Genomic DNA, 10,792 nt, shown 5'->3' with positions numbered 1-10,792 from the left:
GCGGGCCGGGATGGGCCGGCACCCTCTCGTTCCGGAGCCGGGGGGCAAAGAAGGTAGGGCGGGACCCGAGGTCCCGCCCCACGCGGCCGTTCCTCCCCCAGGAGGTCGTTCCCCCGAGCCCCCTCACAGGAAGAGGCTGGCCACCAGGAGCACCACCAACGCCGTGGCCCAGCCCAGGGTGGTGGGCACCGACCAGGTCTGGAGCTGCTTCTTCACGTCGGTGATGCCGAGGAGCCGGTTGACCACCCAGAAGTAGGAGTCGTTGAAGTACGAGAGCACCATGGCCCCCTGGGTGGCCGCCACCGCGGCGAGCACCATGTTGGTCCCCGTCCCGGCCAGCATCGGTGCCGTCACCGAGGCGGCGGTGATCATGGCCACGGTCCCGCTCCCTTGCGCGATGCGGACGATGGTGGCCACGATGAAGGGCAAGAGCACCGCCGGGAGGGCCGAGGCGGCGATGGTGCCCGCCAAGTAGTCGCCGATGCCGCTGGCTTGGAGCACGGCTCCCAGGGCCCCGCCGCCGCCCGTCACCAGGATGATGGTGCCGGCCGACGCGATGCCCTGCTCCATCCACTGGATGACCTGATCCCGGGACGCCTCCCGGGAGAGGCCGTAGATGGCAAGCAGCAGGCCGATGGCCACGGCAACCACCGGGCTCCCCAGGAGCTTGACGTAGCCAACCCACCAGCCCTCGGCGCTCAGCGCGGTGGTCAAGGTATTGGCGAAGATGAGGACCAGCGGGACGATGATGGGGGCGAAGGCCGCCGTCGCCGAGGGGAGGCTGGCCTCATCACGGGCCGCGGCCGCCTCACTGGGGGCCTCCTCCACCACCTGCCCGGCCACCACCCGATCATCGGGTTCCAGCCGTCGGCCGAGACGCTGGGCGTAGAGCACCATGAGGATCAGAGGCGGGATGGCGAAGAGCAACCCGTACAGGATCATAAGACCCAGGTCGACGCCGAAGAGGCCCGCCACCGCCAAGGGGCCGGGGGTGGGCGGCACCGCGTGGTGGGTCACCACCAGACCGGCAGCTAAGGCCACGCCCAGGGTGACCACGGAACGGCCCGTCTGGCGCGCCAAGGCTTTGGCCAGGGGCGAGAGGATCACGAAGCCCGAGTCACAGAAAATGGGGATGGAGACCACGTACCCGGTGGAGGCGAGGGCCCACTCTTCCCGTCCCCGTCCGAAGAGGTTGAGGAAAGAGAGGGCCATCCGCTCCGCCGCCCCCGAGACCTCCAGGAGCTTCCCCATCATCACGCCCAAGCCGATGACCGCCCCGATGTTCCCGAGGGTGTTGCCGAAACCGCTGGAGATGGTGCCGGCGATCTGACCAGCGTCCAGCCCGGCGATCAGCCCCGTGATGGCTGCGCTGAGGATGAGGGCGAGGAAGACATGAACCTTCGTCTTGAGGATCAGCCAGACCAGCAGGGCAATGCCCACAACCAGGGCGAGGATCAGCTGGAACCCGGATGCGGCTTCCATCCAACAACATCCTCCCTTCGTTTGGTGGAATGGCAGCCAGCCGTTTGGATGGGTGCCTGGCCAGGGCGTGATGGGCCTCTGTCCCTCCCCCGGGAGCCAAAGCGTTTCTGCTGTCTTGTCTGGGATCGTCCCGGAAGCGGTCAAGCATGGCCGCCTCCGGGCGCGATCCTTCTCCAGGCCTACCGCCGGGCCGCCCGGATGCGGGGGGCGTACTCGGCGGCGGCCAGAATGGCCTTCACCATGCTTTCATGCTGCGCCCGGCCCTGGCCCGCGATGTCGAAGGCGGTGCCATGGTCCACCGAGCTGCGGATGAAGGGCAAGCCCAGGGTGATGCTGATGGTCCCCTCGAAGTCCAAGACCTTGGAAGCGATGTGGCCTTGATCGTGGTAGAGGGAGAGAACCGCATCATACCGCCCCCGGGCCGCCTGAACAAAGACCGAATCGGCGGGCACGGGGCCGACGGCCCGAATCCCCTCGGCCTGAGCCGCCTCGATGGCCGGCAGGATCTCTTCCTGCTCCTCGGTGCCCAGGAGTCCCCCATCCCCAGCGTGGGGGTTGAGGGCGGCCACTGCGATCTCCGGGTCGGGATGGCCCAGGATGGTCAGGTAATGGGCCACTTCCCGGAGGGTCTTGAGAATGAGGTCCTTCTTCACCATCTCGCACGCCACCCGGAGCGGCACGTGGCGGGTCAGGAAGAAGATCTTGACCGAACCGGTCTGGAACATGGTCAGGCTGGTGGCCGAGCCTGTCAGTTCTTGAAACATCTCGGTGTGGCCGATGAAGGGGACCCCGGCCGCCTGGATCGCCTCTTTGTTGATGGGGCCCGTCACCACCCCGTCCACCACACCCTCCTGGGCCAGCTCAATGGACCGGCGGATCCAGGCGAAGCTCAGCTCGCCTGCCAGACGGCTCACCTGGCCAAAAGGCACCTCCCGGTGGAGCCGGTCGCCATCGACAGGCATCACGCTCAGAACGTCCACCCGCCCCCGCTCATACCGGGCGTCGGCGGGATCGGCAATGACATGGAACTCGAGTTCGGGCGCCACCAGCGGGCGGACCCGCTCCAAGACCGCTGGCTCGGCCAAGACCAAGGGCCTGCACCGCTGGGGAACCCGCTCGTCCTGAAGGGCCGCCAGAGTGATCTCGGGGCCGATCCCAGCCGGATCACCCACGGTGATGGCCAGGATCGGCCGTTCCACGGAAACCGTCACACCATCACGCTCCTTCTGCACCGTACCGGGCGCCACTCATGCCCACCCCAAAGGCGGCACCAAGCTCCCCGTTGCCCCCATGGACGGGGAGGCGGGCGCCCCGTACCCTTGAGAAGCTTGGGCCACCCGACAGGCCAAAGCCTCCATCGCCCGGACCAGGGCCTGATCATCCCCCACCAGGCCGCCCTTGGTGACCAGAACCAGCCCCGCGTGGGGGCCCCCGTCAAGACGGGCCAGGGCCACCAGGGGCTCCACTTGGGCTTCCAAGCGCAAGGCGGCCGACCCCAGAGCCCGACAGGTGGCCACGGTGATGTCCCCGCCGCTCAAGTAGAGCCCCCCCAAAGGCGTGCCCTGCGCCGCCGCGGCCCGAGCCAGGGCGGCCACCAAAGCGCCTACCACCCGGGCCACCGAACGGGCGGCATGGGGCGGGAGGAGCGGCGCGCCTGGGGCATGGGTGACCAGAACCGGCCGCCGGCCGGCCCGGAGGCTGGTGAGAGCCGCCTCCAGCACCCGGGCCGCGGCCTCGGGCAGCGACTCATCGGATGGTACCGCCGCCAAATCCCACTCGGCCAGGGGGACCGAGATGGGTTCAATGACGCCGGCTTTGGCCGCGGCGGCCACCTGGCGGAGGCTGAGGTCGGTCACACTGCCCACCGCCCCCGCCAGGTAGGGTCCGAGAGCTGGGGTGGCCGCGGGCTCGGGCCCTTCGGCCGCCAGCTCCCGGAGGAGGCTTGCCTGTTCCAGGCGGACCCGGGCGAGGGCCGTGGTGAAGGGCCCGGGATCAACGCTGAGCACCGGCTGGGGCAAGGCGACTGCCGCCCGGGCGATGGTCTCGATGTGAGCGTCGGTGGTGGCGTCCACCACCACCACCCGCCGCCCGCGGCGGGTCGCCTCGTGCAAGGCGTGCCGGACGGCTTCGGGGCCTTGCATGACCCGGTCCAGCTCCACAAGCTCCATCGGCAGCCGGGTCTGCTCGGCCAGCACCTGGGCCGCCTGGCTCTTCCGCACGGGAGCGCTCGGGTCCCGGCCCGCGCCCGTCTCCTGAACGGGGACCCCATGGACCAGGAGATAGCCTCCGGCCACGACCCGGCCCGAGGCTGGGTACGCGGGCACCACCAGGGCCAGGTGAGGATGGCCTGCACCGTCGAGGACGGCCAGCATCGCCTCCAGCTCCGCCCCCAGGTTGCCCCGGAGGGTGCTGTCGATCCGCTTGCCGAAGGTGGTCGCCCCCGCCGCCAAGAGCCCCTCGGTGGCGGCACGCACCCGGCTGGCCGCCTCATCGGGCGGAATGGCCCGGCTCTCCGTCACCCCCATCAGGGCCTGGGCCGGACCCGACAACTCGGACACCGCCCCCGGGTCCAACACGGACCAGACCTCCATCCCCAAGGCAGCCAGGCCAACCCCCGTCGCGTTGGCTCCCGTCAGGTCGTCGGCCACCACGCCCAGGCTGAACCCTCTTGCCGTCATGGGTTGTCGCCCCCCTCTTCCATCGGGGCCAGGAGCACCTCCAGGCCCAGCTCCCGGAGCGCCTCCACCACCCGGGCGGGAGCCCGGTCGGTGGTGATGATTCCGGTCACCTCGTGGACGGCGGCGACCCGGGCGAACCCCCGGGTGCCCAGCTTGGTGGCGTCGACCAAAACGTAGGTCCGCCGGGCCGCCTGGATCATGGCCCGTTTCACCGCCACCTTCTCCAGATTGGTGGTGAAGATGCCCTGGTCGGGATCGATCCCGTCGGCCCCCAGAAAGGTCAGGTGAACGCGGATCCCTTCCAAGAACCCAGAGGCGGGGGCGCCCTGGAGGCTGTACACCTGGGGCCGGACCTGTCCGCCGGTCACGTAGAGGCTGAGATCGGGCCGGTCGGCCAGCTCCATGGCGGTGACCAGGTCGTTGGTGACCACCTTGAGGGGCCGCACCCGCAGGGCCCGGGCCGCTTCCAAGACCGTCGAACCCGCATCAAGGATGAGGGTCTCCCCGGCTTGCACCAGCGTGGCGGCCAAGCGCCCCACGGCCCGCTTCTCTTCCCGATTTTGGCTGGACTTCCGCCGCAGGGGCACTTCCTGCACCATCAGGCGCGGGTCCACGGCGCCGCCGTGGATCCGGCGAATCAGGCCCGCCTTCTCCAACCAGGCCAAGTCCCGCCGGACGGTCATGGCCGAGACGCCCAGCTGCCGGGCCAGGTCCTTCACCTGGACCTCGCCCCGGTGGCGTACCTCCTGGAGCACTCGATGTCTCCGCTCCGCGGCCAGCACTCGCCGTGCCTCCCTCCAACCCGCCGCGGGAACGGGTCATGCCGTGCCCATCCGGACCGTGCAAGTCCGTGCGGTTGCGTTTGTTTTGTGTTTGAATGTGTTATTCTCCGTTCACTTCCGTTCGTCCTTCCTGATCTTGCCAATGGTGTCGCCTTTCAGCCCGGACCCAATCGGGCCATCGCGGTACGAGCTTCGTCCGCACCACTCCGTGACTGTCGTCACAATCGTACTTCTGCGAGCGACCCCTCTCGTTTTGCTCCCGCCTTCGTTCTCCTTGGGAAGGAAATCGTCTCTTCGGAACGAACCTCACCTTTCATAGCTCTTGGGGGAATCTGGCCCTCAGGCGGGTTGGCCGCCCCATTCTGGGCGCTGGCCGGAGCGGCGGCCCGTCGGGAGGGCGATCGTCCAATGACCAATCCATCGAGGAGGGATCCTCGTGCGCAGTTGGGCGAGAGCCGTCGTCTTCTTCGCCGTCCTGGGCCTGTTGGCAAGCCCCGTGGGCGCTCAGGAGCCCATTCGGATCGGCGTCAACTTTGAGATGACGGGCGCCACGGCCGCTTACGGGCAGATGGGCTGGGAAGGGATCCAGACCATTCGGAGCATGGGGTACGACACGGTCCTGGGTCGACCTGTCGAGGTGATCCTGGTCGACAACAAGAGTGACCGGGTGGAGGCGGCCAACGCGACCACCCGCCTCATTAACCAAGGTGTGGTGGCCATCATCGGCACCATGACCAGCGGTAACGCCCTGGCGGCCGGACCCATCGCGGAGCAGGCCGGCATCCCCATCATCGGTCCCTCCACCACCAACCCCCTCGTCACCCAGGGGCGGACCCACGTCTTCCGGGCCTGCTTCACCGACAACTACCAGGCAGAGATCGCCGCGCAGTTCGCCTACGAGAACCTGGGCGCCCGGCGGGTGGCGGTCATCTCCGACATCGCCCAGGACTACACGGTCGCCCTGGGCCAGTACTTCACCCAAGCCTTCGAGCGCCTGGGCGGTCAGGTGGTGGTCACCACGTACGTCCGGACCGGTGACCAGGACTTCACCGCCCAGTTGACGGCGGTGGCCAACGCCAACCCCGACCTGCTCTACGTGCCCAACTACTACACCGAGAACGCGCTCATCGCCCGGCAGGCCCGGGAGCTGGGCTTGACCCAGCCCATTCTCTCGGGCGACGGCGCGGACGCCCCCGAGCTCCTCGAGATCGGCGGCGAGGCGGTGGAGGGCCTGATGCACACCGCCTTCTGGCACGAGGAGGCGGCCGTGACCGACCTGGGGCGCCAGTACATTGAGACCTACCGGCGTCTCTACAACAAGGAGCCCAACTCCTTCGGAGGTCTCGCGGCCGACGCCTACCTGATGGTCCTCCACGCCATCGAGCAGGCGGGCAGCCCCGACCCGGCGGCCATCCGGGACCAGCTGGAGGCGATCCACGGCCTGGAGGTGGTGACCGGGCCCGTCATCATCGAAAACGGTGACGCCATCAAGCCTGTGGTCATCCGGCGGGTGGAGGGCGGCGAGTTCCGGTACATGACCACCGTCTACCCGCCTGAACTGCAGGCACTGGCCAGCCAGTAAACCCAGGAAACAGGGATTGGTGGCCGGGGAGGAACCTCCCCGGCCACCGGCCACCCTCCAGGCGGGGACCAACGGTGCAGAAGGCGGGTCGGAGATGAGTTTTCAGACCTTCGTTCAGCAGTTCTTCAACGGGGTCTCCCTCGGGAGCCTCTACGCCCTGATCGCCATCGGCTACACCATGGTCTACGGCATCCTCCGGCTGATCAACTTTGCCCACGGGGACGTCTTCATGGTGGGCGCCTACCTCTTCTTTTACCTGGTAGCGCTCTTCCATCTCCCCTGGTACCTCGCCCTGGCAGGGGCCATGCTCCTGGCCGCCGGCGTGGGCATGCTGATCGACCGGGCCGCTTACCGTCCGGTGCGGGAAGCGCCGCGCATTTCGGCCCTCATCACCGCGGTGGGCGTCGCCTTTCTCTTGGAGAACGGGGCGATTGTCGCCCTGGGCGCCCGCCCCAAGGCCTTCCCCCGGCCGGCGGTGATGACCCAAGTCTACCAGATCAGCGGGGCCAACGTCTTGGGCGTCAGCTTCTGGGTGCCCGTCCTGGCCCTGGTCCTGCTGGCGCTCCTGCTCCTTTTGGTTTACCGGACCAAGGTGGGCATGGCCATGCGGGCGGTGGCCACCGACATGGAGGCCACCCGGCTCATGGGCGTGGACGTGGACCGGGTCATCTCGTATACCTTCGCCGTGGGCTCGGCCCTGGCCGCCGCGGGCGGCATCATGTGGGCCTTCAAGTACCCCCAGATCCAGCCCCTGATGGGCGTCTATCCGGGCTGGAAGGCCTTCACCGCGGCCGTTGTCGGCGGGATCGGCAGCATTGCCGGCGCCACCCTGGGGGGGTTCCTCATCGGCATGGTGGAGATCCTCTTCGTCGCCTTCTTCCCCATGCACTCCGGCTACCGGGACGCGGTCATCTTTGCGCTCTTGATCCTGTTCTTGCTGGTACGTCCCACGGGCATTCTGGGCGCGCCCTTGAAGGAGAAAGTGTGAGATGCGTGGTCGCCTTGAGACGTTCTTAACCCTGGCCGTCCTCGGGCTCTTCGCCCTCTTCATTGCGTGGGCCGAGGGCAACCTCAACCCCTACTACCAGCGGATCCTCAACACCGCCTTCGTCTACGTGGTGGCGGCCGTGGGGTACAACCTGGTCAACGGGATCGCCGGCCAGTTCTCTTTGGGGCCCAACGCCTTCATGGCCCTGGGCGGGTACACGGCCGCCCTCCTCATGCTGCCCCTCACCCAGAAGCAGATGGTTTGGTTCCTTCAGCCTCTGGTCTGGCCCTTCAACGCTTTCAGCCTCCCGGGGCACCTTTTCATCGTGGCCTTGCTGGCCGCGGGGCTGGTGGCCGCGCTGGGGGGCCTGCTGGTGGGATACCCTTCCCTGCGGCTCCGGGGCGATTACCTGGCCATCGCCACCTTCGGCTTCGGCGAGATCATCTTCGTCTTGGCCAACAACCTAATCCCTCTGACCAACGGCTCTTTGGGGATCAAGGCCATCCCCGAGTACACCAACCTGTGGTGGTCCGGGGGCGCGGCCGTCGCCACCCTCCTCTTGGTCCGGAACCTGGCCTCCTCCAGCTTCGGCCGGGCCATGCGGGCCATCCGGGAGGATGAGGTGGCGGCGGAGGCGATGGGGATCAACATCTTCCGGACCAAGCTCCTGGCCTTCATCCTCAGTGCCTTCTTGGGCGGCATCGCCGGGGCCTTGCTGGCCACCTTGATCACCACCATCTCCCCCACCCTTTTCACCTTCACCATGACCTTCAACCTGCTGATCATCATCGTCCTCGGCGGGTTGGGCTCCGTGACGGGTTCGGCGGTGACCGCGCTCATCTTCGCCTTCCTCCAGGAAGGCCTCCGCTTCTTGGAGGCGCCCACCCGGATCGGGCCCTGGCTGGTGCCGGGGATCCCGGGCATGCGGATGGTGGTCTTCTCGTTGCTTCTGGTCTTCCTGATGATCTTCTACCGGCGGGGCCTCTTCGGCCGCAGCGAGCTCTCGTGGGACCTGCTCCTCCGCCGGCTGCCAGGAAGGAGGCAGAGCCGTGCACCTCACCTCTAAGCCGCGCCATTCCTCCGAGCCCGCCGTCCCGGTGGCGGCCAGCACCGATCCCTGGCCTGGCCCGCTGCAGGCCTCCGCCGAGGCGCCTGCCCCGCCGCTTCTCAAGCTGGAAGGGGTGAGCATGACCTTCGGCGGGCTGCGGGCGGTGAACGACGTCAGCCTCAGCCTCCGCCAGGGCGAGCTGGTGGGGCTGATCGGACCCAACGGCGCGGGCAAGACCACCGTCTTCAACATGATCACCGGCCACTACAAGCCCACCCGGGGCCGCATCTGGTTTGCCGGCCAGGAGATCACAGGGCTCGCCCCCAACCGGATCACCGCCCTGGGGATCGCCCGCACCTTCCAGAACATCCGCCTTTTCAAGGGGATGACGGTGCTGGAGAACGTGCTGGTGGCCCATCACGTGCGGCTCCAAGCCTCCTTGTGGAGCGCCCTCTTCCGGCTCCCGGCCTACACCCGGGAGGAGGAGGCGATGCGCCAGCAGGCCATGGAACTCCTCCGGGAGGTGGGCCTGGAGGGCTTCGCCGACGCGGAAGCCTCCAGCCTCCCCTACGGTCTCCAGCGCCGCCTGGAGATCGCCCGGGCCCTGGCCACCCGGCCCCGCTTGCTCCTCTTGGATGAGCCGGCCGCCGGCATGAACCCCGAGGAGACCCGGGATTTGACGGCCTTCATCGGGCGCATCCGGGAGCGCTTCGGGCTCACCATCCTCCTCATCGAACACGACATGAAGCTGGTCATGGGTATCTGCGAGCGGATCCACGTGCTGGACCACGGCGTCACCATCGCGGAGGGAAGTCCCGAAGCGATCCGCACCCACCCGCGGGTGATCGAAGCCTATCTGGGGGAGGACGAAGAGGCATGAGGAACGGCCACGTCACCGCACCATTGGCTGAACCGGCCTCCGAGACGGGCGCGCCCCTGCTGGAGCTGGAGAACGTCCACGTCTCCTACGGGGCGATCCACGCCCTGAAAGGGGTCTCCCTCCGGGTCGCGCCGGGCCAGATCGTCACCCTGATCGGCGCCAACGGCGCCGGCAAGTCCACCACCCTCCGGGCCATCACCGGGCTGGTCCGTCCCCGTGCGGGCGCCATCCGGCTCCGGGGCCAGGAGATCGGGGGCCTCAAGCCCCACCGCATTGTCCAGCTGGGGGTGGCCATGGCGCCCGAAGGCCGGCGCATCTTCCCCAATCTGACCGTCGCGGAGAACCTGATGATGGGGGCGTACCACCGCACGGACGCCGCCCGCATTGCGGCCGATTTGGACCGGGTCTACCGGCTCTTCCCCCGTCTGTACGAGCGGCGCCGCCAAAGCGGCGGGACCCTTTCGGGCGGGGAGCAGCAGATGCTGGCGGTGGGACGGGCCCTCATGAGCAACCCCAGGATCCTCTGCCTGGACGAACCCTCCCTCGGCCTCGCGCCCGCCCTCCGGCAGGAAGTCTTCCGGGCCCTGGCCCAGCTCCACCAAGAGGGGTGCACCCTCCTTCTGGTGGAGCAGAACGCCCGGGCCGCCTTGAAGCTGGCCCAGTACGCCTATGTGCTTGAGACGGGCCGGGTGGTGCTGGAAGGCCCCGCCCACGAGCTGGCCGAGGATCCCCAGGTCCGCCGCGCCTACCTGGGAGAGGGCTGACCCCAGCCCCGGCCTCCAGGCAAGGTGCCCGCGGGCGCCGGCGCCCGCGGGGTCTTGGTCTTCTGGGCCCACACCCCCGGCGGCCTTCCATCTCGCCTCAAGATCCCAGCTAGCTGCTCGCACCCGGGATGCAGATGATCTGGCCCACCCGGAGGTTGTCGGGGTCGGTGATGAGGGGGTTGGCCTCCAGGATGGCGTCCACGGTGGTGTTGAACCGGTTGGCCAGGCTGAAGAGGGTATCCCCGGAACGGATGGTGTAGAGGGTTCCCCCGGGGCACTCGGGTCCGGGCGGCTCGGTGGGGATGCAGATCTCCTGCCCGATCCGCAGCGCGTCGGGATCGACCCCAGGATTGGCGTCAATCAGCTCATCGACGGTCACACCAAAGCGCTGGGCCAGGGAGAAGAAGGTATCGCCGGCGCGGATGGTGTACAGGAACCCGCCCTCGCAGCCCGGGGGAGCCACGCCGGGGATGCAGATCTGTTGGCCGATCTGGAGGCGATCGGGATCCACCCCTGGGTTGGCGGCGATCAATTGGTCGACGGTGACGCCGAACCGCTGGGCCAGGCGGAAGAAGGTATCCCCCTGCC

General features: G+C 68.4%; 10 protein-coding genes. 5 read left to right on the top strand and 5 right to left on the bottom strand.

The window, feature by feature from the left end:
- Positions 1-123: 123 nt before the first annotated feature.
- The 4 genes from FWJ67_RS09975 to FWJ67_RS09960 all read right to left on the bottom strand — a co-directional run bounded on the left by FWJ67_RS09975 (position 124) and on the right by FWJ67_RS09960 (position 4,942).
- Entirely contained in the window at positions 124-1,482 is a 1,359-nt protein-coding gene (locus FWJ67_RS09975) for a GntP family permease (protein ID WP_414481861.1), read from the bottom strand.
- A gap of 179 nt (positions 1,483-1,661) precedes the next feature.
- Complete coding sequence (gene pdxA / locus FWJ67_RS09970; protein WP_304173954.1) at positions 1,662-2,693, bottom strand: 4-hydroxythreonine-4-phosphate dehydrogenase PdxA; 1,032 nt, start codon at positions 2,691-2,693, stop codon at positions 1,662-1,664.
- A gap of 36 nt (positions 2,694-2,729) precedes the next feature.
- Positions 2,730-4,160, bottom strand: a complete 1,431-nt coding sequence (locus FWJ67_RS09965; protein WP_414481862.1) for a four-carbon acid sugar kinase family protein — start codon at positions 4,158-4,160, stop codon at positions 2,730-2,732.
- On the bottom strand, positions 4,157-4,942 hold the full coding sequence (locus FWJ67_RS09960) for a DeoR/GlpR family DNA-binding transcription regulator (protein ID WP_414482767.1): 786 nt from the start codon (positions 4,940-4,942) through the stop codon (positions 4,157-4,159). The genes FWJ67_RS09965 and FWJ67_RS09960 overlap by 4 nt, the downstream gene beginning before the upstream one ends.
- A 436-nt stretch (positions 4,943-5,378) precedes the next feature.
- Here FWJ67_RS09960 and FWJ67_RS09955 point away from each other — a divergent pair, with 436 nt between their 5' ends.
- The 5 genes from FWJ67_RS09955 (at position 5,379) to FWJ67_RS09935 (ending at position 10,204) form a co-directional block, all read left to right on the top strand.
- Positions 5,379-6,524: an ABC transporter substrate-binding protein gene (locus FWJ67_RS09955; RefSeq protein ID WP_414481863.1), complete on the top strand. Its 1,146-nt coding sequence runs from the start codon at positions 5,379-5,381 to the stop codon at positions 6,522-6,524.
- Between the two features lie 94 nt (positions 6,525-6,618).
- Positions 6,619-7,512, top strand: a complete 894-nt coding sequence (locus tag FWJ67_RS09950) for a branched-chain amino acid ABC transporter permease (protein WP_304173963.1) — start codon at positions 6,619-6,621, stop codon at positions 7,510-7,512.
- 1 nt (position 7,513) lies between these two features.
- Positions 7,514-8,578, top strand: coding sequence for a branched-chain amino acid ABC transporter permease (locus FWJ67_RS09945; protein WP_414482766.1), 1,065 nt, complete (start codon positions 7,514-7,516; stop codon positions 8,576-8,578).
- Positions 8,579-8,699: 121 nt separating this feature from the next.
- The gene (locus tag FWJ67_RS09940; RefSeq protein WP_369686581.1) at positions 8,700-9,440 is read left to right on the top strand and encodes an ABC transporter ATP-binding protein; all 741 of its coding nucleotides are present in this window, start codon (positions 8,700-8,702) and stop codon (positions 9,438-9,440) included.
- Positions 9,437-10,204, top strand: coding sequence for an ABC transporter ATP-binding protein (locus FWJ67_RS09935; protein ID WP_304173969.1), 768 nt, complete (start codon positions 9,437-9,439; stop codon positions 10,202-10,204). The genes FWJ67_RS09940 and FWJ67_RS09935 overlap by 4 nt, the downstream gene beginning before the upstream one ends.
- Before the next feature lie 109 nt (positions 10,205-10,313).
- Here the strand turns inward: FWJ67_RS09935 and FWJ67_RS09930 are convergent.
- Positions 10,314-10,792, bottom strand: a 479-nt coding sequence (locus FWJ67_RS09930; protein WP_414482765.1) for a LysM peptidoglycan-binding domain-containing protein, incomplete at its 5' end; no start/stop codon positions are given.

The sequence above is a fragment of the Limnochorda sp. genome (assembly GCF_047459355.1).
In the GTDB taxonomy this organism is placed as follows: domain Bacteria; phylum Bacillota; class Limnochordia; order Limnochordales; family Limnochordaceae; genus Limnochorda.
The sequence above is the reverse complement of the archived record's forward strand: the minus strand, read 5'-3'. Positions and strand labels throughout refer to the sequence as shown.

Excerpts from the sequence above, each read along its gene's own strand:
- FWJ67_RS09940 (WP_369686581.1), top strand. The coding sequence starts at position 8,700 with ATGACCTTCGGCGGGCTGCGGGCGGTGAACGACGTCAGCCTCAGCCTC.
- FWJ67_RS09950 (WP_304173963.1), top strand. The coding sequence starts at position 6,619 with ATGAGTTTTCAGACCTTCGTTCAGCAGTTCTTCAACGGGGTCTCCCTC.
- FWJ67_RS09965 (WP_414481862.1), bottom strand. The coding sequence starts at position 4,160 with ATGACGGCAAGAGGGTTCAGCCTGGGCGTGGTGGCCGACGACCTGACG.
- FWJ67_RS09975 (WP_414481861.1), bottom strand. The coding sequence starts at position 1,482 with ATGGAAGCCGCATCCGGGTTCCAGCTGATCCTCGCCCTGGTTGTGGGC.
- FWJ67_RS09945 (WP_414482766.1), top strand. The coding sequence starts at position 7,514 with ATGCGTGGTCGCCTTGAGACGTTCTTAACCCTGGCCGTCCTCGGGCTC.
- FWJ67_RS09935 (WP_304173969.1), top strand. The coding sequence starts at position 9,437 with ATGAGGAACGGCCACGTCACCGCACCATTGGCTGAACCGGCCTCCGAG.